Below are 22,824 nucleotides of genomic sequence, written 5' to 3'. Positions count from 1 at the left end.
GCACCCCGAGGCCACCTGTACGGGGCCCGTAGAATCGGCTCACCATGGCTTACCTCGACCACGCGGCGACCACCCCGATGCTCCCCGAGGCGGCAGAGGTCCTGACCGCCCAGCTGAGCGTCACCGGCAACGCCTCCTCGCTGCACGCCTCCGGCCGCCGAGCGCGGCGCACCGTCGAGGAGGCCCGCGAGACCCTCGCCGAAGCCCTCGGAGCCCGGCCGAGCGAGGTGGTCCTCACCTCCGGCGGAACCGAGGCCGACAACCTGGCCGTGAAGGGCCTGTACTGGGCCCGCCGTGCCGCCGACCCGGCCCGTACCCGTGTCCTCGCCAGCCCCGTCGAGCACCATGCGGTCCTCGACGCCGTCCACTGGCTCGGCGAACACGAGGGCGCCACCGTCGAGTACCTCCCCGTCGACGCGTACGGCAGGGTCCACCCGGACGCGCTGCGCGAGGCCCTCGCCCGCGACCCCGACGATGTGGCCCTCGCCACCGTCATGTGGGCCAACAACGAGATCGGCACGATCATGCCGGTCCGTGAACTGGCCGACGTGGCCCAGGAGTTCGGCGTCCCGCTGCACGCCGACGCCGTCCAGGCGTTCGGTCAGATCCCGGTCGACTTCGGCGCCTCCGGCCTCGCCGCCATGACCGTCTCCGGCCACAAGGTCGGCGGCCCGTACGGCATCGGCGCGCTGCTGCTGGGCCGCGAGTACAGCCCCGTCCCCGTCCTGCACGGCGGCGGCCAGGAGCGCCACGTCCGCTCCGGCACGCTCGACGTCCCGGCGGTCGCCTCCTTCGCGGTCGCCGGACGGCTCGCCGCCGAACAGCACGCGTGGTTCGCCCGGGAGATCGGCGCCCTGCGCGACGCCCTGGTCGAAGCGGTCCGTACGGCGGTGCCGGACGCGATCCTGGGTGGTGACCCGGCACCGGGGGGACGCCTCCCGGCCAACGCCCACTTCACCTTCCCCGGCTGCGAGGGAGACTCCCTGCTGCTGCTGCTCGACGCCCAGGGCATCGAGTGCTCCACGGGCTCCGCCTGCACCGCCGGGGTCGCCCAGCCGAGCCACGTCCTCCTCGCCACCGGCACCGACCCGGAGCTGGCCCGCGGCACCCTCCGCTTCTCCCTCGGCCACACCTCCACCGAGGCGGACGTCGAGGCGGTCGCCAAGGCCATCGGCCCGGTGGTGGAACGCGCCCGCAACGCGGGCCTGAGCTGACGCGGGTCCGAGCCGAGGAGCGCCCGTCGCGTCAGGCGGAGGCCGACGACTCCGCGGCCGCCGCCGCGCGGACCAGCTTCATGTAGCGGTCCCAGTCCCAGCCCTCGCCGGGGTCGGTGTGGTCCGTCCCCGGCACCTCGACATGGCCGAGGATGTGCTCACGGTCGACGGGGATGTCGTACCGCGCGCAGATCCGGGCCGTCAGCCGCGCCGACGCCTCGTACATCTCCGCGGTGAAATCCTCGGGCTTCTCCACGAAGCCCTCGTGCTCGATGCCGACACTGCGCTCGTTGTAGTCGCGGTTGCCCGCGTGGTAGGCCACGTCCAGCTCGCGGATCATCTGGGTGACACGGCCGTCCTTGCGGACGATGTAGTGCGCGGCCGCGCCGTGCGCCGGGTCCCGGAAGACCTTGACCGCACTGGCGAAACTGCCCTGGGTGACATGGATGATCACCATGTCCACGCCGAAGTCGTCCGGCCGGTCCGCCAGCCGCCAGTTCGCGTCCGAGGCCTCGATCCACTTCGCGCCCGCGTAGTCGACCTCACCCGCCTTGCGCGGCTTCGCGACACCGGGCACCCGCCACCAGGCGCGCTTCAGCTCGTCCTGGGCCACCACGGCCGTACCGACGGCGGCCACGGCCGTGCCGATGAGCAGCGCCCGCCGCCCGACGCGCCGGCCCGTGTCCCCGCCGCCGGAGGCGCTCGCGCCGCCGCCCCCGGATCCGCTCTTCGAAGCCCTTCTCGTTCCCACGAGACCGTCAACGGATATCCGCGGGTTCCGGTTCCCGGCGCCCCGTACCCTGGAAGGGTTATGACTGAGATCCCGCAGCGCCCCCGCCCCCTCCGTGTCCTCGCCGCCATGTCCGGCGGGGTCGACTCCGCCGTGGCCGCCGCCCGCGCGGCGGAAGCCGGGCACGACGTGACGGGCGTCCACCTGGCGCTGTCCGCCAACCCGCAGTCGTTCCGGACCGGCGCGCGCGGCTGCTGCACGATCGAGGACTCCCGGGACGCCCGCCGCGCCGCCGACGTCATCGGCATCCCCTTCTATGTGTGGGACCTCGCCGAGCGCTTCCGCGAGGACGTCGTCGAGGACTTCGTCGCCGAGTACGAGGCTGGACGCACCCCGAACCCCTGCCTGCGCTGCAACGAGAAGATCAAGTTCGCGGCCCTGCTCGACAAGGCCCTCGCCCTGGGCTTCGACGCCGTCTGCACCGGCCACTACGCCCAGGTGATCGTGCGCGAGGACGGCACCCGGGAGCTGCACCGCGCCTCCGACATGGCCAAGGACCAGTCGTACGTCCTGGGCGTGCTCGACGACCGGCAGCTCGCCCACGCGATGTTCCCCCTCGGCGACACCGTGACGACGAAGGACGAGATCCGCGCCGAGGCCGAGCGCAGGGGGCTCGCCGTCGCCAAGAAGCCCGACTCCCACGACATCTGCTTCATCGCCGACGGCGACACCCAGGGCTTCCTCGCGAACCGCCTGGGCCGCTCCGAGGGCGACATCGTCGACGAGTCCGGCACCGTCCTCGGCACCCACGAGGGCGCGTTCGGCTACACCATCGGCCAGCGCAAGGGCCTGCGCATCGGCACGCCCGCCTCCGACGGCAAGCCGCGCTACGTCCTCGACATCTCCCCGGTGAACAACACGGTGACCGTCGGCCCGGCGTCCTCCCTCGACGTCGAGGCCCTGACCGCGATCCGCCCCCGCTGGTGCGGCGCGGCCCCCACCGGCCCCGGCACCTACACCGCCCAGCTGCGCGCGCACGGCGGCGAGACCGAGGTCCGCGCGGAACCGGTCGACGGCACCCTGGAGGTGTCCTTCACGGAGCCGGTGCGCGGGGTGGCCCCCGGCCAGGCGATCGTGCTGTACGACGGCACGCGCGTGGTGGGGTCGGCGACGATCGCCTCCACCACGCGCGCCGGGGCGGCCGTCTCCTAGGGGCGCGGGCGCGCGGCCACGATCGCCCCTCCCCGGGTAGCCGTCCCCGCGTCCGGGCCGCAGGCTGCTTGGTGAGCTTCGAGCTCTTCCAGGAGGCCCTGGCGGGCCGCAGGGGGACGTAGGAGGTCGCCATGACAGCCACAGATCCGGCGGGACAGACGGACCCGCCCCGGGGCCCGTCCCCGGACCCGTCGCAGCACCCGGATCCGTCCCGGGACGCCCCTGGTGACCCGCCCCGGGAAGCGCCTCGCGATCCGTCGCACGACGGGTCCCGTGATCCGCTCCGGGACGTGTCGCGGAACCGGCGGAGTCTCGGCCACCGGATGCGGTACGCCCTGCGCCACCCCCGGCGCGTGCCCGCGCACGCCCGACGGGTCGCGCGGGACACCTGGCTCCAGCTCAAGCACCGCGACCACATCTCCTACTACCGGGCCGTCATGGCCGCCGACACGTCACGCAGCCCCGAGGCGGCCGTCGGGCACAACCCGTCCGTCGAGAAGTGGGAACGCATCGGCCGGATGCAGTTCGACTACCTCCTGCGGCACGGTCTGGAGCCCGGGCACCGGATGCTGGAGATCGGCTGCGGGAACCTGCGGGCCGGGCGCCTGTTCATCGACCACCTGGACACCGGGAACTACTACGGCATCGACATCTCGCCGGCCATCCTCATGGAGGCCCAGCGCACCCTCGCGCGGGAGGGCCTGCAGTCCAAGCTCCCCCATCTCGCGCTCGTCGCCGACCTCACGTTCGCCTTCCTGCCCGCCGGCCACTTCGACGTCGTCCACGCGCACAGCGTGTTCTCCCACTCGCCGCCGCACGTCATCGAGCAGTGCCTCGCGCACGTCGGCCGCGTCCTCGCCCCCGGCGGCTGCTTCGACTTCACCTTCGGCCGCACCGAAGGCGCCGAACACCAGGTGCTGCACGAGGACTTCTACTACCGCACCGAGACCCTCGTCGAACTGGCGCGCACCCACGGCCTGTCCGCCCGGCTGATGGACGACTGGGAGGACCTGCCGCACCGGCAGTCCAGGATCCGCGCGACGCTCGCCGGGGAGACCGGCGGACGAGCGGCCCCCGAGGACGGCGCCGCCCCCTAACGTGGACCCATGAACATCTGCGTCTTCCTCTCCGCCGCCGACCTCGACGACCGCTACACCCGCCCCGCGAAGGAGTTCGCCACGCTCATCGGCAAGGGCGGGCACACCCTGGTGTGGGGCGGCTCGGACGTCGGGCTGATGAAGGTGGTCGCCGACGGCGTGCAGGAGGCGGGCGGCCGACTGCTGGGCGTCTCCGTCGAGTTCCTGTCGGCCAAGGCGCGGCCGAACACGGACGAGATGGTGGTCGCGCGGGACCTCGCCGAGCGCAAGCGGCTGCTGCTGGAGAAGGCCGACGCGGTCGTCGTCATGGTCGGCGGGACCGGCACCCTCGACGAGGCGACCGAGATCCTGGAGCTGAAGAAGCACGGCCACACCGAGATGCCGGTCGTCCTGCTCAACACCGCCGGCTTCTACGACGGCCTGAAGGAGCAGTTCCGGCGCATGGAGGACGAGGGCTTCCTGCCCCGCCCGCTCACCGACCTGGTCTTCTTCGCCGAGGAGCCGGTCGGGGCGCTGGCGTACCTGGAGGAGAGCCGGGGCGTCGCCTGACGTTTCCCGTCGCCGCTCCGGTGATGCGAGCATGACCGCATGGCTACTCATGTGATCACCGGGGCGGGTTCCGGCATCGGGGCGGTCGTCGCCCGACGGCTGCACGAGCGCGGGGACGAACTCGTGCTGCACGCGCGCGACGCCGGACGCGCGAAGGAACTGGCCGCACAGTTCCCGGGGGCGCGGACGCTGGTCGGCGATCTGGCGGACCCGGACAAGATCTCCTGGGCCTTCTCCCACCAGAGCCTGCCGGACCGGGTGGACTCGCTGCTGCACATCGCGGGCGTGGTCGACCTCGGCCCGGTCGGCGAGCTGACCCCCAAGACCTGGCGCCACCAGCTCAACGTCAATCTCGTCGCCCCCGCCGAACTGACCCGCCACTTCCTGCCCCAGCTCCGGGCCGCCCGCGGCCACGTGCTCTTCGTCAACTCCGGCGCGGGACTGAACGCGCACGCGGACTGGTCGGCGTACGCCGCGTCCAAGCACGGGCTCAAGGCGCTGGCGGACTCCCTGCGGTGGGAGGAGCACGGCAACGGGGTGCGGGTGACCACGGTCTACCCCGGGCGCACCGCCAGCCCCATGCAGGCGAAGGTGCACCAGCAGGAGGGCAAGGAGTACGACCCGTCCCGCTGGATCGCCCCCGAGTCGGTCGCCACGACGATTCTCATGGCCCTGGACCTGCCCCGCGACGCGGAGGTGAACGACCTGACGGTCCGCCCGGGAGCCTGAGGGCGCTGCCGGGTGGGGGCGTGGTCGGGTGCGGGTCCGGTGGGGGCTGGCCGCGCAGTTCCCCGCGCCCCTGAAGAGCCGGGGCTGCGCCCGTGCTTTCGGGCCCGCAGGGCGGTTGGCTTTCAGGCCCGCAGGGGCCCGATGTCTTCAGGGGCGCGGGGAACTGCGCGAGAAGCCCTCACCGGCCGGCACCCGACCAAGCACCCCGAAGGGAACCGTAGGCTTCGGGGCGTGAGCGAAGACATCAGTTTCGGGCCCGCCACGGGCGTGGGGTCCATGCCCGGCGGGGACGCCCGAGAAGCCGCCAAGACCGTCACCGGCACCTTCGAGTGGCCGGAGACAGGCATGGCACACCTCCCCGAACTCCCCGCCCGGGGCCCCGGCGCCGACATGATCGGCAGAACCGCGGGGATGCTGGTCGAGCTGTACGCGCGCGTGGAACCCAGCGGCTGGCGACTCGGCGACCGCCCGGGCCGCGACACCCGGCGGGCCCGCTCGTGGCTGGGCGAGGACCTGGACGCCCTGGAGGAGTTCACCCAGGAGTACACCGGCCCGCTGAAGGTCCAGGCCGTCGGCCCCTGGACCCTCGCCGCCGCCCTGGAACTGAGGAACGGCGAGGTGGCCCTCTCCGACCCCGGCGCCTGCCGCGACCTCGCCGGCTCCCTCGCCGAGGGCCTGCGCCAGCACCTCGCCGAGCTGCGGCGACGCGCTCCGGGAGCCCAACTCGTCCTCCAGCTCGACGAACCCTCCCTGATCGCCGTCCTGCGCGGCCAGGTCAGGAGCGCCAGCGGCTACCGCACCCACCGTGCCGTCGACCGTCAACTCGTCGAGGCCACCCTGCGGAACGTCGTCGACGCCGCACAGGGCGCGGTGATCGTGCACTCGTGCGCCCCCGACGTCCCGTTCGCGCTCCTGCGCCGCGTGGGCGCCGCCGGGATCTCCTTCGACTTCACGCTGCTCACCGAGCGTGACGACGATGCGATCGGTGAAGCGGTCGAGGGCGGAACCAAGCTGCTGGCCGGTGTCGTGCCGACCACGGAGGGGGCATTGTCGGACCCTGCCGGTAGCGTCATGGGTGTCAGGACGCTGTGGCGCAGGCTGGGGCTGCATCCGGGGCTTCTCGCGGACGCGGTCACGCTCACTCCGACGTGCGGGCTCGCGGGGGTCTCCCCGGCGTACGCGCGCGCGGCGCTCGCGCAGTGCGTCAAGGCGGCGAGATCCCTCGCGGACAACCCAGAGTAACGGGAGGACGACACGGTGGCCGGCGACAAGGACGCACAGCCCACATCGGTGCCCGCCGAGGCGGCGGTGCCCGCCGAGGCACGCGAGAAGCACGCGCGGCTCGCCGAACAGATCGAGGAGCACCGCTTCCGGTACTACGTGAAGGACGCCCCCGTCGTCAGCGACGCGGAGTTCGACGAACTCCTGCGCACCCTGGAGGCGTTGGAGGACGAGTACGGCGAGCTGCGCACCCCGGACTCGCCGACGCAGAAGGTCGCCGTCGAGTACGAGACGGACCTCGCCGAGGTGGAGCACCGCGAGCGCATGCTCTCCCTCGACAACGTCTTCGACGACGAAGGGCTCGCGGCCTGGGCCGAGCGCGTCGCCAAGGACGTCGGCACCACCGACTACCACCTGTTGTGCGAGCTGAAGATCGACGGGCTCGCGGTGAACCTGACCTACGAGGACGGCAGGCTCACCCGGGCCGCCACCCGCGGCACCGGCCGGACCGGCGAGGACATCACGCCCAACGTCAGGACGATCGCGGAGATCCCGCACCGGCTGAAGGGCGACCGCGTCCCGCGGCTCGTCGAGATCCGCGGCGAGGTCTACTTCCCGATGGAGGCGTTCCAGGGTCTCAACGAACGCCGGGTGGCGGCGGGCGAGAAGCCGTACGCCAACCCCCGCAACTCCGCCTCGGGTTCGCTGCGCCAGAAGGACCCCAAGGTCACGGCCACTCTGCCGCTGCACATGGTGGTCCACGGCATCGGCGCCCTGGAGGGCTTCGACGGCGGCTTCACCCGCCTCTCCGAGGCCTACGACCTCCTCAGGTCCTGGGGCCTGCCCACCGCCGAGCACAACCGGGTCGTCGACGACCTCGACGGCGTACGGGAGTTCATCGCCTATTACGGCGAGAACCGTCACTCCGTGGCGCACGAGATCGACGGCGCGGTCGTCAAGCTGGACGAGATCCGGCTGCAGGGCCGGCTCGGCTCGACGGCGCGCGCTCCCCGCTGGGCCATCGCGTACAAGTACGCGCCGGAAGAGGTCAACACCAAGCTCATCGACATCAAGGTGGGCGTCGGCCGCACCGGCCGGGTCACGCCGTACGCCCAGGTCGAGCCGGTCACCGTGGCCGGCTCGGAGGTCGAGTTCGCCACCCTCCACAACCAGGAGGTCGTCAAGGCCAAGAACGTGCTCATCGGGGACACGGTCGTCATCCGCAAGGCCGGTGACGTCATCCCCGAGATCCTCGGCCCGGTCGTGGACCTGCGCGACGAGAACGAGACGCGCCCGTTCGTGATGCCGACAGAGTGTCCCGAGTGCGGGACGCCGCTGCGCCCGATGAAGGAGGGCGACATCGATCTGCGGTGCCCCAACGCCCGCAGCTGCCCCGCCCAGTTGAGAGAGCGCGTCTCGTATCTGGCGGGCCGGGAGTGCCTGGACATCGAGCACTTCGGCGGGGTGGCCGCCGCGGCCCTCACCCGGCCGCTGGAGCCCGCCGACCCGCCCCTGGTCGACGAGGGCGACCTCTTCGACCTCACGGTGGAGAAACTGCTCCCCATCAAGGCGTACGTCCTGGACGCGGACAGCGGTCTGCCCAAGCACGACCCGAAGACGGGCGAGCCGAAGGTCGTCACGGTCTTCGCCAACCAGAAGGGCGAGCCCAAGAAGAACACCCTCGCACTGCTGCAGAAGATCGAGGAGGCCAAGAGCCGTCCCCTCGCCCGCTTCCTCAACGGGCTCTCCATCCGTCACGTCGGACCGGTCGCCGCCCAGGCCCTGGCCCGCGAGTTCCGCTCGATCGACCGGATCGAGCAGGCCACGCAGGAGGAGCTCACGGCGGTCGACGGCGTGGGCGCCATCGTCGCGAAGGCCCTGGAGGAGTGGTTCGCCGAGGAATGGCACCGCGAGATCATCCGTAAGTGGAAGGCGGCCGGTGTCCCCCTGGAGGACAGGGGAGCCGGCGAGGACGAGGGACCCAGGCCCCTCGAAGGGCTGACGGTCGTGGTGACCGGCACACTCGAACACCACACACGCGACGGGGCCAAGGAGGCGCTGCAGAACCGGGGCGCCAAGGTGACCGGCTCGGTGTCGAAGAAGACCTCGTTCGTCGTGGTGGGCGAGAACCCGGGCTCCAAGCACGACAAGGCGATGCAGCTCAAGGTGCCCGTCCTGAACGAGGACGGCTTCGCCGTGCTGCTCGAACAGGGCCCGGACGCGGCGGCGGAAGTCGCGCTCCCGATCGAGGAGTAGGGGTTGAAGGCCACCCGTTCGGCGCATACCAGATGCATACGGGTGCCCGGTCGCATTCGGGCAACCGACGCCGACCGCTGCCCGTGAAAGCCTTGTGCGGCCTACTGTTGACGTGTGCGCCTGCCGTGCCCGGACGCGTGGCGGGTTTGTGGACGCGGTGCCGTTGAGGTCGTCGGGAGCAACGGGCCGCGTGGCGTGGGCACCGCCGGCTGTGAGAGGGACGGGTATGGAACCGACCGAGAGCGTCGCCCCGGACTCACGGCTGCGCCTGCGCCGGGTGTCCGGGGCCTGGCGACGGGGGCGCTTCCTGCTCACGGGGGGACGCCCGTCCGGGGGAAGCCGGGAGGACGCCTCCGGACGGACGGTGGTGGGGTCCGGGACCCGCACGGCATGGCCGCCGGGGCGTGCGGGCGCGAACGCACCCGGCTCCCTCGTCCCCGGTCCGGCCCAGCTCACCTCCGGCACCACCGCCGGCCCGGGCGGGGCACCCGTCGTCACCGGCGCGCTCGCCGGGGGCCGCGGACACGGACTGCCGGGCCACGACGCCGACCGGCACCTGACGTGGCCCGCGCTGCCCGCCGTGATCGTGGGCCTCGCCGGCGCCGTTCTCGGCGCCGGTTTCTACCGGGCGTTCGCCGGGCCGCACGCCCTCTTCCCGGCCGGCACGGTCGGCTGGTCCCTCGCCCTCCTGACCGGCATCATCGTCGGCCACCTCGTCGCCATGGGCCGCGCCCGCTGGTGGGGCGGCACCGGCTCCGGCGCCGCACTCACCCTCGCCGTCCTGCTGCTGTACGGCTGGGTGGCCGCCGGGATGGTCAGCCTCACCGTCGTCGTCCTCGTCGGCATCGCCCGCCGGGGCCGCTGGCGCCAGGGCGTCCTGCACGGCGCGGTCGACATCCTGGGCATCGGCGCCGGCGCGCTCGTCCTGCGGGTCTTCGGCCGCGTCCCGTCGGTGGAGCGGCCCTGGGACCCGGACAGCTGGAACCTCTACTCGGCGCCCCAGGTGGCCCTGGTCGCCGTCGCCTATCTCGTGGTCAGCCGTGTGCTGCTCTGGCACCTGGCCGCACCGCGCGGCGGACTGCCCACCGTCGCGCGGACGGCCCTGGTCAGACAGGGGCTCGTCGCCGTCGCGCTGCTGGGCATCGCGCCCCTCGTCTGTGTCGTCGCCCTGGCCAAGCCGCTGCTGCTGCCGCTCTTCGCCATTCCCCTCATCGCGCTCGACTCCACCCTGTGGATAGCGCGCGCCCGCGCCGAGGAACAGCTGCGCGACCCGCTCACCGGCCTGCCGAACCGGCAGTGGCTGCTGGAGCGGACCTGGACCGCGCTGGACGACGCCGAACGCATCGGGGCGCGGTCGGCGCTGATGCTGATCGACCTCGACCGCTTCCGGTCCGTCAACGACACGCTCGGGCATCTCGCGGGCGACCGGCTGCTGTTGCAGATAGCGGACCGGCTCCGGGCCGCCCTGCCCCGCGGAGCGGAGGCCGCGCGGCTCGGCGGCGACGAGTTCGCCGTCCTGCTGCCCGTCGCCGACTCCACGACGTCCGCGTCGCGGGTCGCCCGCAACCTCGTCGCCGCGCTCGGCTCACCGCTCGACCTCGACGGGCTCACCCTCGTCCTGGAGGCCAGTGCCGGGCTCGCCGTCTTCCCCGACCACGCGCTCGACGCGGAGGGGCTGCTGAGGCGGGCGGACGTGGCGATGTACCAGGCGAAGCGGGACCGTACGGGCGTCGAGGTCTACGAGTCCAAGCGGGACTCGAACACCCCGGACCGGCTCGGTCTGCTGGGCGACCTGCGACGCGCGCTCGACGCGCGCGAGGTCGAGCTGCACTACCAGCCGAAGGTCCGCTTCGACGGACAGGTCGCCGGCCTGGAGGCGCTGGTGCGGTGGGTGCATCCCGAGCGCGGCAAGGTGCCGCCGGACGAGTTCATAGCGATCGCCGAGTCCTCCGGGCTGATGCCGCATCTGACGGAGTACGTGCTGGAGACCGCGCTGGGGCAGGTGGCACGGTGGCGGGCGCAGGGGCTGCACGTACCGGTGGCGGTGAACGTGTCCCCGCGCGACGTCCACACCCCCGGCTTCGCCGGCGCGGTGGCCGCGCGGCTCGCCCGGCACGGGGTGCCCGCCGGGGCGTTGCAGCTGGAGATAACGGAACACGTGCTGCTGGAGGACCCCCAGCGTGCCGCGGACACCCTCGCCGGGCTGACCGGGCACGGGGTGAAGATGTCGCTGGACGACTTCGGCACCGGGTACTCGTCCCTGGTGCATCTGCGGCGGCTGCCGGTGAGCGAACTGAAGATCGACCGGTCGTTCGTGGCCCGGCTGGCGATCGACAACGAGGACGCGGAGATCGTGCGCTGCACGGTCGATCTGGCGCATTCGCTGGGGCTGCTCGTCGTCGCGGAGGGCGTCGAGGACGACGAGACGTGGGAGCGGCTGCGGGATCTCGGGTGCGACGCGGTCCAGGGGTGGCTGGTCGCCGCCGCGATGCCTCCGGAGGAGGCCACGGCCTGGCTGCGGGCGCGGGGGTCCCGGGGGTGGCAGCGGCCGGCCGCGGCGTTGCCTGCGGCAGCGGATGACGGCGCCTGACGGCTCGGGGGTGCGGGTGCGTGGGCGGCTGCCGGCCCGGTGGGGCTTCCCGCGCAGTTCCCCGCGCCCCTGAAAAGCCGGGGCTGCGCCCCGAGCTTTTCAGGCCCGCGGCCCCGTCGCCTCTCAGGCCCGCAGGGCCTGGTCTTCCAGGGGCGCGGGGAACTGCGCGAGAAGCCCCATGCACCCGCACTCGCCGACGCACGAGTACCCCCGAGCCACGAGGCGCCCGGCCCAGCGGCGCGGCAAGCGCCCCGCGCCCCCTAGGATTGGCGCCAAACCACACACACTCACCCCAGAGGATCGCTGCATGCCTGGCATTACGCGCGAGGAGGTCGCCCACCTCGCCCGGCTGGCGCGTCTGGAGCTGAAGCCCGAAGAGCTCGAACACTTCGCGGGTCAGCTGGACGACATCATCGGCGCGGTCGCCCGCGTCAGTGAGGTCGCCGACCAAGATGTACCACCGACCTCGCACCCGCTGCCGCTGACGAACGTCATGCGCGCGGACGAGGTCCGTCCGTCGCTCACCCCCGAGCAGGCGCTCGCCGCCGCCCCGGCCCAGGAGCAGCAGCGTTTCAAGGTGCCGCAGATCCTGGGGGAGGACTGATCACGTCATGACCGACAGCATCATCAAGCTCACCGCGGCGGAGATCGCCGCGAAGATCGCCGCCGGTGAACTCACCGCCGTGCAGGTCACCGAGGCCCACCTGGCCCGGATCGAGGCCGTCGACGAGAAGGTGCACGCCTTCCTGCACGTCGACCGCGAGGGCGCCCTCGCCCAGGCCCGCGCCGTCGACGAGAAGAAGGCCAGGGGCGAGAAGCTCGGCCCGCTCGCCGGTGTCCCGCTCGCGCTCAAGGACATCTTCACCACGGTCGGCATCCCGACCACCGTGGGCTCGAAGATCCTGGAGGGCTGGATCCCGCCGTACGACGCCACGCTCACCAAGCGGCTCAAGGACGCCGACGTCGTGATCCTCGGCAAGACCAACATGGACGAGTTCGCCATGGGGTCGTCGACGGAGAACAGCGCCTACGGCCCGACCGGCAACCCCTGGGACCTCACCCGCATCCCCGGCGGCTCCGGCGGCGGTTCCTCCGCCTCCCTCGCCTCCTACCAGGCACCCCTCGCCATCGGCACCGACACCGGCGGCTCCATCCGTCAGCCGGCCGCCGTCACCGGCACGGTCGGCGTCAAGCCGACGTACGGCGCGGTCTCCCGCTACGGCATGGTCGCCTTCTCCTCCTCCCTCGACCAGGGCGGACCCTGCGCCCGTACGGTCCTGGACGCGGCGCTGCTGCACGAGGTCATCGCCGGTCACGACCCGCTCGACTCCACGTCCATCGACGCCCCGGTCCCGCCGGTCGTCGAGGCCGCCCGCAACGGCAGTGTCGCCGGGATGCGCGTGGGTGTCGTCAAGCAGTTCCGCGGCGAGGGCTACCAGGCCGGTGTGGTGCAGCGGTTCGACGAGTCCGTCGAACTGCTGAAGGAGCTGGGCGCCGAGATCGTCGAGCTGGACTGCCCGTCGTTCGACCTGGCGCTGGCCGCGTACTACCTGATCGCGCCGAGCGAGTGTTCGAGCAACCTCGCCCGCTTCGACGGGCTGCGCTACGGCCTGCGGACCGGCGACGACGGCTCGAACTCCGCCGAGACGGTCACCTCCCTCACCCGCGAGGCGGGCTTCGGCCCCGAGGTCAAGCGCCGCATCATGCTCGGCACGTACGCGCTCAGCTCCGGCTACTACGACGCGTACTACGGCAGCGCCCAGAAGGTCCGTACGCTCATCACGCGGGACTTCGAGAAGTCGTTCGAGCAGGTCGACGTCATCGTCTCGCCGACCACGCCCACCACCGCCTTCCCGATCGGCGAGCGCGCCGACGACCCGATGGCGATGTACCTGGCCGACCTCTGCACCATCCCGACCAACCTCGCGGGCAACGCCGCGATGTCCCTGCCCTGCGGCCTCGCGCCGGAGGACGGGCTCCCGGTCGGGCTGCAGATCATCGCTCCGGCGCTGAAGGACGACCGTCTTTACAAGGTCGGCGCCGCCGTCGAGGCCGCCTTCGTGGAAAAGTGGGGGCACCCGCTTCTCGAGGAGGCTCCGTCGCTGTGAGCAAGACACTGTCCAAGGCCAAGGACTTCCAGAAGTCCAAGTCCGGTACGTACGTGTCCATCGCCACCACCGCCTTCGGCGCGTGGGGCATCGCCAAGCGGATCAGGAAGGCTCGCGCCGAGCAGGACACGCTGCGGCTGATCGACGCGTCCGTGGCCGCCATCGGCATCGTCACCGGCCTCGCCGTCCTCTACCGCGAACTGAAGCGGCTGGGCGACGACGACGTCCTGCTGGGCTGAGAGGGAAGTAAGACCGTGACCACCACGACCGACCTGGTGTCGTACGAGGACGCGCTGGCGTCGTACGACCCCGTCATGGGCCTCGAGGTCCATGTCGAACTCGGCACCAAGACGAAGATGTTCTGCGGCTGTTCGACCGAACTCGGTCAGGACGCCAACACGCAGACCTGCCCCACCTGCCTCGGCCTGCCCGGCGCGCTCCCGGTCGTCAACGCGATCGGCGTCGAGTCGGCGATCAAGATTGGTCTCGCGCTGAACTGCGAGATCGCCGAGTGGTGCCGTTTCGCCCGGAAGAACTACTTCTATCCGGACATGCCGAAGAACTTCCAGACCTCCCAGTACGACGAGCCGATCGCCTTCAACGGCTACCTCGACGTCCAGCTGGAGGACGGGGAGACCTTCCGTGTGGAGATCGAGCGCGCCCACATGGAGGAGGACACCGGCAAGTCGACGCACGTCGGCGGTGCTACGGGCCGTATCCACGGCGCCTCGCACTCGCTGCTCGACTACAACCGCGCCGGCATCCCGCTCATCGAGATCGTCACCAAGCCGATCGAGGGTGCGGGGGTGCGGGCTCCCGAGGTCGCCAAGGCGTACGTCCGTGAGCTGCGCGAGGTCATCAAGGCGCTCGGCGTCTCGGAGGCCCGCATGGAGATGGGCCAGATGCGCTGCGACGTGAACCTGTCGCTGCGCCCGCACGGCCGAGAGAAGTTCGGCACGCGTTCCGAGACGAAGAACGTGAACTCGCTGCGGTCCGTCGAGCGTGCCGCGCGCTTCGAGATCCAGCGGCACGCGGCCGTCCTGAACGACGGCGGGACGATCATCCAGGAGACCCGGCACTTCCACGAGGACACGGGGTCCACGACCTCGGGCCGCGTGAAGGAGGAGGCCGAGGACTACCGGTACTTCCCCGAGCCGGACCTCGTTCCGGTGGCCCCCTCGCGCGCGTGGGTCGAGGAGATCCGGGCCGGGCTGCCCGAGCTGCCGCTGGTCCGCCGCAGCCGGCTCCTCGCGGAGTGGGGCATCTCCGGCACCGAGATGCAGGCGATCCTCAACGCCGGCGCCCTGGACCTCATCGTCGCCACCATCGAGGCCGGGGCCGATGCCGCCTCCGCCCGCAAGTGGTGGATGGGCGAGCTGGCCCGCAGCGCCAACGAGTCCGGCAGCGCGCTGGACGAGCTGGCCATCACGCCGGAGCAGGTCGCCCGGGTCACCGAGCTGGTCACCAAGGGCGACCTGAACGACAAGCTGGCCCGGCAGGTCATCGAGGGCGTCCTCGCGGGCGAAGGCACCCCGGACGAGGTCGTCGACCAGCGCGGTCTGAAGGTCGTCTCCGACGAGGGCGCCCTGGGTGCCGCCGTCGACGAGGCCATCGCCGGCAACCCGGGCATCGCCGACAAGATCCGCTCCGGCAAGGTCGCCGCGGCCGGTGCCCTGGTGGGCGCGGTCATGAAGGCCACCCGCGGCCAGGCCGACGCGGCCCGCGTCAAGGAGCTGATCCTGGAGAAGCTGGGCGTCACCGAGGGCTGAACGCACGGCGGGTCCACCGCGTATCCCCGAGGGCGGCACATCACGGCGATGGGCCGCCCTCGGGCATGCGCACGACAGTGGCACGGGGTGACAGAGTGGCGCCGTCTGTCCTGTGAGGTGGCTCCCATCCGGTGTGAGGAGACCCTCAAAGGGGCCAAACGATCACATTGTGGTGCAACAGTTGCCGGGAATCGCTCATGCCTCCCCCTTCAGGAGCACGATCCGTGGCAGCCCTTGCGCGCTGGTGTGTCCGGCACCGTCTTGTCGCCGTCCTTCTGTGGCTTCTCGCCTTCGCGGGCACGGCCGCCGGAGCCGCCGTGGCGGGAGCCGCGTACTCCAACGACTACGGGACCCCCGGAACCGAGTCCAGCCGCGCCACCGACCTGCTGAACGAGGGCTTCCCCGGCGTCAGCGGCGACAGCGCCACCGTCGTCTGGCACACGGACAAGGGGTCCGTATGGGCCGCCGCCGTCGAGCAGACGATGACCCGGACCCTCGACCACATCGCCGTCCTGCCAGGCGTCGCCGCCGTCACCGACCCGTACGACGGCGCCGACGGCGGCCGGATCAGCGCGGACGGCCGTACGGCGTACGCCACCGTCACCTTCGACCGGCCGGCCGAGGACGTGGACAAGGCGCAGGCCGAGGCCGTCGTCGACGCCGCGAAGGCCGTGGACGGCGACGGGCTCCAGGTGGAGCTGGGCGGCACCTCGATCGGACTCACCGAGACCTCCGGCGGGCATCTCGCCGAGATCGTCGGGGTCCTCGTCGCCGCCGTGGTCCTCTTCCTGGCGTTCGGCTCGCCCGCCGCCAGCCTGCTGCCGATCGCGACCGCCCTGGTCAGCGTGGGCACCGCCTACGCGGGGATCACGCTGCTCGGGCACGCCATGACGGTCGCCGACTTCGCGCCCATGCTGGGCACCCTGATCGGCCTCGGCGTGGGCATCGACTACGCGCTGTTCATCGTGACCCGGCACCGCCGCGGTCTGAAACGGGGTCTGCCCGTCGAGGAGGCCGCGCGGAACGCGGTCGCGACCACCGGGCGGGCCGTCGTCTTCGCCGGTGCCACGGTCTGCATAGCCCTGCTGGGCATGCTCATCCTGCGGCTCGGCTTCCTCAACGGCGTGGCGATAGCCGCCTCGCTCACCGTGGTCCTCACCGTCGCCGCCTCCGTGACGCTGCTGCCGGCCCTGCTGTCGTTCATCGGCATGCGCGCGCTCAGCCGCCGCGAGCGCCGCCGCCTCGCCGAGCACGGCCCCGAGCCCGAACTGCCCACCGGCTTCGCCGCCCGCTGGTCCGCCTTCGTCGAACGGCACCCCAAGAAGCTCGGCGCGATCGCCCTGGTCGTCATGACCCTGCTCGCCCTGCCCACCCTCGGCCTGCGCCTCGGCACCTCCGACCAGGGCAACGACCCCGCCACGACGACCACCCGCCAGGCCTACGACCTCCTCGCCGAGGGCTTCGGCCCGGGCGTCAACGGCCCGCTCACCCTCGTCACCAAGGTCGACGGCGCCGCCGACAAGCTCGCGCTCGACAACCTCGACACCACGCTCCGGGCCACCGAGGGCGTCTCGGCCGTCACCCCGGTGACGTACAACACCGGCGGCGACACCGCGTACCTCACCGTCGTCCCCGACTCCTCCCCGCAGTCCGCGAAGACCAGTGCGCTGGTCGAACGGCTGCGCGACGAGGTACTGCCACGCGCCGAGACCGGCACCACGCTCGATCTGCACGTCGGCGGGGTGACCGCCGGGTACGACGACTTCGCGGACGTCATCGTCGGCAAGCTGCCGCTGTTCGTGGGCGTCGTCATCGGCCTCGGCTGTCTGCTGCTCCTGCTCGCCTTCCGGTCCATCGGGATACCGCTCAAGGCCGCCGCGATGAACGTGGCCGCCGTCGCCTCGGCGTTCGGCGTCGTCGTCGCGATCTTCCAGTGGGGCTGGGGCAGCGAACTGCTGGGCCTCGGCCGCGCCGGGCCGATCGAGCCCTTCCTCCCCGTGATCATGGTGTCGGTCCTCTTCGGGCTCTCCATGGACTACCAGGTCTTCCTGGTCAGCCGGATGTACGAGGAATGGCTGGAGACCGGCGACAACCGCCGCGCCGTCCGGGTGGGCCTCGCCGAGACCAGCCGGGTGATCAACTCCGCGGCGGTCATCATGATCTCCGTCTTCCTCGCCTTCGTCCTCAGCGGCGACCGGGTGATCGCGATGTTCGGCATCGCGCTGGCCGCCGCCGTCGCCCTGGACGCCTTCGTCCTGCGCACCCTCCTCGTCCCCGCCCTCATGCACCTGCTCGGCGGCGCCAACTGGTGGCTGCCCCGCTGGCTCGACCGGCGCATGCCCCGGATCAGCATCGAACCGCCCGAATCCCGTGCCGCCCATGAGAGGCTCGCGGACGTCGTGGTGGAAGAGCTGGAACGGGAACAGGAGCGGCCGAAGGATGTACGCGATATCCCTGGGTGACGACGGGGCCGCACTGCGGCCGCTGGAACCCTGGCACGCCGAGGAGTTCCTCACGCACCTGGAGCGGGGGCGGGACTTCATCAACACCTACGTCCCCTTCGGCCAGAGCGCCACGGACACCGACGGCGCGCGTGCCGTCCTCCAGCGGTACGCCGACATGCGCGCCGCCGACACCGGCTCCCTGCACGGCATCTGGCTCGACGGCACGCTCGTCGGCGGGGTCCTCTTCCTCAACTTCGACGCGGAGAACGCCAACTGCGAGGTCGGCTGCTGGCTGGAGCCCGCCGGCACCGGACGCGGGCTCGTCACCCGCGCGATGCGCGTCCTCATCGACTGGGCCGTCGACGTCCGCGCGATCCACCGCGTCGAGTGGATCGCCGCGTCGGGCAACACGCCGAGCCTGAACGTGGCACGGCGGCTCGGCATGGTCAGGGACGGTGTGCAGCGGGAGAGGTATCCCCATCGGGGGGTCCGGCACGACGTGGAGATATGGTCCGTCCTGGCGCCCGAATGGCGCGCGGCACGTGATCGCGAGGCTCACAGCGATCATTAAGAAAGCTCTCAGACAACATTCGTACGGTGCGAGGTATGGGAACCACAACAGTTGACGAGACCGGTGCCGGCACGGGCGCCGAGGCCACGAACGACGACGCGCCGGTGAAGACCGCCGACGTCACCGAGGACGACGCGGCGAAGGAGCAGGACCGCACGGCCGCGACGGACGCCGGCGACACGGTCGAGGCCGACGGCTCCGACGAGGCCGGAGAGTTCGACGACGCGTTCCCGCCGGCCGCCGCCAGGGCGACGCCGGGTGTGGGGCAGGGTGCCGCCGGCATCGTGTCCGTGGTGCTGGGCCTGGTGTCGCTGACCGGCGGCTGGGTCGGCACGGTCGCCTCCGCGCGCGAGGAGATCACCGGCCAGCTGGAGATGCAGGCCGCGTCGAACGCCACCGTCGCCACACAGCTCCAGGCGGTCTACGGAGACGCCTGGCACGCTTCCGCCCTGTGGGGCGGCGTGTTCGCGCTGGTCGCCTTGATCGTCGGCGTCGCCGTGCTGGTGCGTCCCGCGTTCGGGGACCCCGACCAGGTGCAGGCGCCGTGGATCAAGTCGGTGGCCTGGGCCGGTGTCTCGGTCGGCTTCATCGGGCTGGTGCTCGCCGCCCTGAAGTACTCCGACCTGCTGCTGGCGCTGCCGAGCACCTGACGCCCGCCGCGGCGGAACGGTTTCTGAGGGGCCTTAGGCCCGTCGTAGGCATCCCTATGACGGACCTAAGGCCCCTCGCGCGTCCAAGATGCGGAACTCTCCCGATGTGGCCGCCCCGCCTGGGAGACGAAGGTGGAGTCATCGCAGAAAGCGAGCCGAGACCGACTCTTCACCAGGGGTACGAGATGTTCGACTACGAACTCCAGCAGATCCGATCCGCCGAGCTGATCCGTGCGGCGGAGCACCACCGTCAGGTACGCGAGGCCCTCCGCGCCCGCCGCGAGGCCGCACACGACTCCAGGACGGCGGCGAGGCCCGCCGACGGGGAAGGGGACAAGGACGCCGAACGGTCGGACCTGGGAGAACGGGTACGCCGACTCCGCTTCCTCCGCACCGCGTGAGCGGGGGGCGGGGCCACGAGGGCGCCCACGCCGCCGACGAGGGCGCCGAAGCGGGGTACGCCGAAGGCGGCCGCGGGGAGGCCCGGCGTGGCGAGGCGGCGGCCGGGCGTGCGGAGGGCGAGCCGCCGCCGGCCGGCCGGGGCCTGCGGATAATCGGTGCCGGAGCGGTCGGCGGTCGTGCGATGCTCGGCGATGTGGAGACCAGGTCCGTCAGTCCCGTGTTCGTCGGTCGCGCCGCAGAACTGGAGGTGTTGCGCGAGGCATTGACCCGCGCAGGGGAACGCACCGCGCGCACGGCGGGAGGCGGCACGGACGGGGGCGGGCCGCAAGCGCTCCTCCTCGGCGGTGAGGCCGGGGTGGGCAAGACCCGTCTGGTCGAGGAATTCGCCGCCGAGGCCGCACGCGGAGGCGCGGTCGTCGCACCCGGCGGCTGCGTCGAGATCGGCGCCGACGGGCTGCCCTTCGCCCCCTTCTCCACCGCGCTGCGCGCCCTGCGCCGAGGGCTGCCCGGCGAACTCGCCGCCGCGGCCGCCGGGCAGGAACAGGAACTGGCCCGGCTCCTGCCCGAGTTGGGCGAGACCGCGCACACCCGGCACGACGAGGAGGGCACCGCCCGCCTCTTCGAACTCACCGCCCGCCTCCTGGAACGCCTCGCCGCCGACCGCACGATCGTCCTCGTCCTGGAGGACCTGCACTGGGCCGACGCCTCCACCCGCCACCTCCTCTCCTATCTCCTGCGGACCCTGCGCACCGGCCGCCTCGTCGTCCTCGCCACCTACCGCTCCGACGACATCCACCGCCGCCACCCGCTGCGCCCCCTCCTCGCCGAACTCGACCGCCTCCGCACGGTCCGCCGCGTCGAACTCCCCCGCTTCAACCGCGCCGAGGTCGGCCATCAGCTCGCCGGCATCCTCGCCGCCGAACCCGACCCTGACCGCGCCGACGAGATCTTCGAACGCTCCGACGGCAACGCCTTCTTCGTCGAGGAACTCGCCGTCGCCGCCCACGACGGCGGCTGCCCCGGCCTCACCGACACCCTGCGCGACCTGCTCCTCGTCCGCGTCGAACGTCTCTCGGAGGACGCCCAGCGGGTCGTCCGCATCGTCGCCGAGGGCGGCTCCACCGTGGAGTACGCCCTGCTCGCCGCCGTCGCCCGGCTCCCCGAGGACGAACTCATCGAGGCCCTGCGGGCCGCCGTCGGCGCCAACATCCTCATCGCCGCCCCCGGCGACGACGGCTACCGCTTCCGGCACTCCCTGGTCCGCGAGGCCGTCAGCGACGACCTGCTGCCGGGCGAACGCTCCCGCCTCAACCGCCACTACGCCGAGGCCCTGGAAGCCGACCCCTCCCTGGTCCCCGCCGCCGGCCGCGCCACCCGCCTGGCCAGCTACTGGTACCACGCCCACGACGCGGCCAAGGCCCTGCCCGCCGTCCTCGACGCCGCCGCCGAGGCCCGTTCCCGGCACGCCCACTCCGAGCAACTGCGCCTGCTGGAGCGGGCGATGGAGCTGTGGGACGCCGCCCCCGACGCCGTACGGGCCGCGCTGCGCCCCGTCGACTACACCGAGGTGTACCCGCCCTGCGGCTGCGCCCCGGGCACCCACCCCCTGCGCTACCTCGACCTGATGGCCGAGGCCGCCGTCGCCGGACGGCTGTGCGGAGAGCGCGAGCGGGCCCTGAGGATCACCCGGCGGGCCCTCGACCGGCTGGCGGACGGCAGCAGCCCCCTGCGTGCCGCCTGGTTCTGGGTGCAGCGCTCCGTGCTGACCGAGGGCCTGGCCCGGGGCGACGGCTGGAAGGAACTCGCCACCGCCCAGGAGCTGGTCCGCGGCCAGCCCCCGTCCGAGGTGCACGCCGAGGTCCTCTCCCGCGTCGCGTGCTGGTCCATGCTCCACGCGCCCGGACCCGACGCGCTCTCCGACGCCCAGCGCGCCGTCGAGTACGCGCGCATGGTCGGCGCCGAGGACATCGAACTCAACGCCCGCCTCACCCTCGGCGGCCTGATGGCCGACGCCGGCCACATCGAGACCGGCCTCGACGAGATGAAGGCCGTCCTCCGGCGCTCGCTCGAACGCGGTCCCGCCGCCGTCGTGGGCCGCGCCCATGTGAACCTCCCTTCCTGTCTGGAGGGCGTCGGCCGCTCACAGGAGGCGGCGCGACTGCTGCGCACCGGCCTCGACGTCACCCGGCGCATGGGCCTGCGCGACTCCGAGGCCTGGATCTGGGGCAACCTCTCCGAATCCCTCTTCTCCCTCGGCCACTGGGACGAGGCCACGGAAGCCGCCGTGCAGGCCGGGTGCGCCGGGAGCAGCACCAAGAGCCGCGGCGGCAGCTCCCTCTCCCTCGCCGCCCTCGCCCTCGCCCGAGGCGACACCGCCGAGGCCCGGCGCCAACTGGCCGTCGCCCACGGCTACTTCGGCACCCACAACCCCATGCCCCAGAACAACCTGCCGCTGTCCTGCCTCACCCTCGGCATCGCCGTGGCCGAGGGCCGCCTCCCCGACGCACGCGCCGAACTGACCCGCGTCCTCGACACCGGCTTCCCCGTCGGCACCCAGCGCTACGCCTGGCCCCTGCTGCTCACCGCCGCCACCGCCGAGGCCGACGCCCGCGCCCTGCCCACCGCCGGGGCGGGCCGCGCCGAGACACTCGACCGGATCGCCACCGTGGCCAGGAAGCTCACCACCGGGGCACCGGTCTGGCTCGCCCACGAACTCTGGGTCCGCGCCGAACTCCGGCGGGCCGAGGGCCTGTCGGACCCGGACACCTGGTCCGACGTCGTCACCGCCTTCGAGCCCCTGGAGCGGCCCTACGACCTCGCCCGCGTCCGGCACCGCCTCGCCGAGGCACTGCTGGCCCGGGGCACGGACGACGAGGCCCGCGACCGCGCGACGGAACTGCTGAGGCTCGCCGCCGCCGTCGCCGACCACCTCGGCGCCCGCCCGCTCGCCGACGCGGTCGCCCTCCTCGCCCGCCGGGCCCGCCTCACCCTGAGCCGCGCCCCCGAACCGGCCCTCGCACCGGCCGACCCCGTTGCCGCGCTCGGCCTCACCGGCCGCGAACACGACGTCCTGCGTCTGGTGGCCGTCGGCCGCACCAACCGCCAGATAGCCGAGGAACTCTTCATCTCCCCGAAGACCGCCAGCGTCCACGTCTCCAACATCCTCGCCAAGCTGGGCGTGTCCGGCCGCGGCGAGGCGGCGGCGGTGGCCCATCGGGTGGGGCTGTCCCCGGCGGAAGCGGGGGAGCGGCTGGCAGCGGGATGATGGAAGGGAGAGCGCCT

18 protein-coding genes are annotated in these 22,824 nt (G+C 72.5%); 17 read left to right on the top strand and 1 reads right to left on the bottom strand.

All coding sequences use genetic code 11. The annotated features are described in order from the left end of the window. Positions 1–44: 44 nt before the first annotated feature. Entirely contained in the window at positions 45–1,214 is a 1,170-nt protein-coding gene (locus SCAB_RS12955) for a cysteine desulfurase family protein (protein ID WP_013000516.1), read from the top strand. Between the two features lie 31 nt (positions 1,215–1,245). Here the strand turns inward: SCAB_RS12955 and SCAB_RS12950 are convergent, their stop codons facing one another. Further along, positions 1,246–1,965, bottom strand: a complete 720-nt coding sequence (locus SCAB_RS12950; RefSeq protein WP_013000515.1) for an N-acetylmuramoyl-L-alanine amidase — start codon at positions 1,963–1,965, stop codon at positions 1,246–1,248. A gap of 60 nt (positions 1,966–2,025) precedes the next feature. Here SCAB_RS12950 and mnmA point away from each other — a divergent pair, with 60 nt between their 5' ends. The 16 genes from mnmA (at position 2,026) to SCAB_RS12870 (ending at position 22,807) form a co-directional block, all read left to right on the top strand. Beyond that, positions 2,026–3,156 carry a tRNA 2-thiouridine(34) synthase MnmA gene (gene mnmA / locus SCAB_RS12945; RefSeq protein ID WP_013000514.1) on the top strand — a complete coding sequence of 377 codons (1,131 nt, stop codon included), beginning with the start codon at positions 2,026–2,028 and terminating at the stop codon, positions 3,154–3,156. 323 nt (positions 3,157–3,479) lie between these two features. Beyond that, entirely contained in the window at positions 3,480–4,253 is a 774-nt protein-coding gene (locus tag SCAB_RS12940) for a class I SAM-dependent methyltransferase (protein ID WP_041669141.1), read from the top strand. Positions 4,254–4,262: 9 nt separating this feature from the next. Beyond that, on the top strand, positions 4,263–4,802 hold the full coding sequence (locus tag SCAB_RS12935; protein WP_013000512.1) for an LOG family protein: 540 nt from the start codon (positions 4,263–4,265) through the stop codon (positions 4,800–4,802). A 39-nt stretch (positions 4,803–4,841) separates the two neighbouring features. Further along, on the top strand, positions 4,842–5,531 hold the full coding sequence (locus tag SCAB_RS12930; RefSeq protein ID WP_078580104.1) for an SDR family oxidoreductase: 690 nt from the start codon (positions 4,842–4,844) through the stop codon (positions 5,529–5,531). A gap of 231 nt (positions 5,532–5,762) precedes the next feature. Then, positions 5,763–6,773: a methionine synthase gene (locus SCAB_RS12925; protein WP_013000510.1), complete on the top strand. Its 1,011-nt coding sequence runs from the start codon at positions 5,763–5,765 to the stop codon at positions 6,771–6,773. A 15-nt stretch (positions 6,774–6,788) separates the two neighbouring features. After that, positions 6,789–9,008, top strand: coding sequence for an NAD-dependent DNA ligase LigA (gene ligA / locus SCAB_RS12920; protein ID WP_013000509.1), 2,220 nt, complete (start codon positions 6,789–6,791; stop codon positions 9,006–9,008). 226 nt (positions 9,009–9,234) lie between these two features. Further along, positions 9,235–11,598, top strand: a complete 2,364-nt coding sequence (locus SCAB_RS12915) for a putative bifunctional diguanylate cyclase/phosphodiesterase (RefSeq protein WP_013000508.1) — start codon at positions 9,235–9,237, stop codon at positions 11,596–11,598. A gap of 307 nt (positions 11,599–11,905) precedes the next feature. Beyond that, on the top strand, positions 11,906–12,202 hold the full coding sequence (gene gatC / locus SCAB_RS12910; RefSeq protein ID WP_013000507.1) for an Asp-tRNA(Asn)/Glu-tRNA(Gln) amidotransferase subunit GatC: 297 nt from the start codon (positions 11,906–11,908) through the stop codon (positions 12,200–12,202). Positions 12,203–12,209: 7 nt separating this feature from the next. Beyond that, a complete protein-coding gene (gene gatA / locus SCAB_RS12905; RefSeq protein WP_013000506.1) occupies positions 12,210–13,706 on the top strand; it encodes an Asp-tRNA(Asn)/Glu-tRNA(Gln) amidotransferase subunit GatA in 1,497 nt (498 codons plus the stop codon). Beyond that, complete coding sequence (locus SCAB_RS12900; protein WP_013000505.1) at positions 13,703–13,945, top strand: hypothetical protein; 243 nt, start codon at positions 13,703–13,705, stop codon at positions 13,943–13,945. The genes gatA and SCAB_RS12900 overlap by 4 nt, the downstream gene beginning before the upstream one ends. Before the next feature lie 15 nt (positions 13,946–13,960). Beyond that, a complete protein-coding gene (gatB, locus tag SCAB_RS12895; protein ID WP_013000504.1) occupies positions 13,961–15,475 on the top strand; it encodes an Asp-tRNA(Asn)/Glu-tRNA(Gln) amidotransferase subunit GatB in 1,515 nt (504 codons plus the stop codon). 224 nt (positions 15,476–15,699) lie between these two features. Continuing rightward, a complete protein-coding gene (locus tag SCAB_RS12890) occupies positions 15,700–17,937 on the top strand; it encodes an MMPL family transporter (RefSeq protein ID WP_037724745.1) in 2,238 nt (745 codons plus the stop codon). Further along, positions 17,915–18,490: a GNAT family N-acetyltransferase gene (locus tag SCAB_RS12885; RefSeq protein WP_013000502.1), complete on the top strand. Its 576-nt coding sequence runs from the start codon at positions 17,915–17,917 to the stop codon at positions 18,488–18,490. The genes SCAB_RS12890 and SCAB_RS12885 overlap by 23 nt, the downstream gene beginning before the upstream one ends. A gap of 35 nt (positions 18,491–18,525) precedes the next feature. Beyond that, positions 18,526–19,140: a hypothetical protein gene (locus SCAB_RS12880; RefSeq protein ID WP_013000501.1), complete on the top strand. Its 615-nt coding sequence runs from the start codon at positions 18,526–18,528 to the stop codon at positions 19,138–19,140. Positions 19,141–19,325: 185 nt separating this feature from the next. Continuing rightward, complete coding sequence (locus SCAB_RS12875) at positions 19,326–19,541, top strand: hypothetical protein (RefSeq protein WP_013000500.1); 216 nt, start codon at positions 19,326–19,328, stop codon at positions 19,539–19,541. A gap of 182 nt (positions 19,542–19,723) precedes the next feature. Next, positions 19,724–22,807: a helix-turn-helix transcriptional regulator gene (locus tag SCAB_RS12870; protein WP_037724768.1), complete on the top strand. Its 3,084-nt coding sequence runs from the start codon at positions 19,724–19,726 to the stop codon at positions 22,805–22,807. The last annotated feature ends 17 nt before the right edge of the window (positions 22,808–22,824 follow it).

The sequence above is a fragment of the Streptomyces scabiei 87.22 genome (assembly GCF_000091305.1).
Lineage (GTDB): Bacteria > Actinomycetota > Actinomycetes > Streptomycetales > Streptomycetaceae > Streptomyces > Streptomyces scabiei.
The sequence above is the reverse complement of the archived record's forward strand: the minus strand, read 5'-3'. Positions and strand labels throughout refer to the sequence as shown.

What these genes read in the sequence shown, in the direction of transcription:
- SCAB_RS12885 (WP_013000502.1), top strand. Translation starts at nt 17,915, where the DNA reads ATGTACGCGATATCCCTGGGTGACGACGGGGCCGCACTGCGGCCGCTG.
- gatA (WP_013000506.1), top strand. Translation starts at nt 12,210, where the DNA reads ATGACCGACAGCATCATCAAGCTCACCGCGGCGGAGATCGCCGCGAAG.
- SCAB_RS12935 (WP_013000512.1), top strand. Translation starts at nt 4,263, where the DNA reads ATGAACATCTGCGTCTTCCTCTCCGCCGCCGACCTCGACGACCGCTAC.
- SCAB_RS12955 (WP_013000516.1), top strand. Translation starts at nt 45, where the DNA reads ATGGCTTACCTCGACCACGCGGCGACCACCCCGATGCTCCCCGAGGCG.
- SCAB_RS12875 (WP_013000500.1), top strand. Translation starts at nt 19,326, where the DNA reads ATGTTCGACTACGAACTCCAGCAGATCCGATCCGCCGAGCTGATCCGT.
- SCAB_RS12940 (WP_041669141.1), top strand. Translation starts at nt 3,480, where the DNA reads ATGCGGTACGCCCTGCGCCACCCCCGGCGCGTGCCCGCGCACGCCCGA.
- gatC (WP_013000507.1), top strand. Translation starts at nt 11,906, where the DNA reads ATGCCTGGCATTACGCGCGAGGAGGTCGCCCACCTCGCCCGGCTGGCG.
- SCAB_RS12880 (WP_013000501.1), top strand. Translation starts at nt 18,526, where the DNA reads ATGGGAACCACAACAGTTGACGAGACCGGTGCCGGCACGGGCGCCGAG.
- mnmA (WP_013000514.1), top strand. Translation starts at nt 2,026, where the DNA reads ATGACTGAGATCCCGCAGCGCCCCCGCCCCCTCCGTGTCCTCGCCGCC.
- SCAB_RS12915 (WP_013000508.1), top strand. Translation starts at nt 9,235, where the DNA reads ATGGAACCGACCGAGAGCGTCGCCCCGGACTCACGGCTGCGCCTGCGC.
- SCAB_RS12930 (WP_078580104.1), top strand. Translation starts at nt 4,842, where the DNA reads ATGGCTACTCATGTGATCACCGGGGCGGGTTCCGGCATCGGGGCGGTC.
- SCAB_RS12870 (WP_037724768.1), top strand. Translation starts at nt 19,724, where the DNA reads ATGCTCGGCGATGTGGAGACCAGGTCCGTCAGTCCCGTGTTCGTCGGT.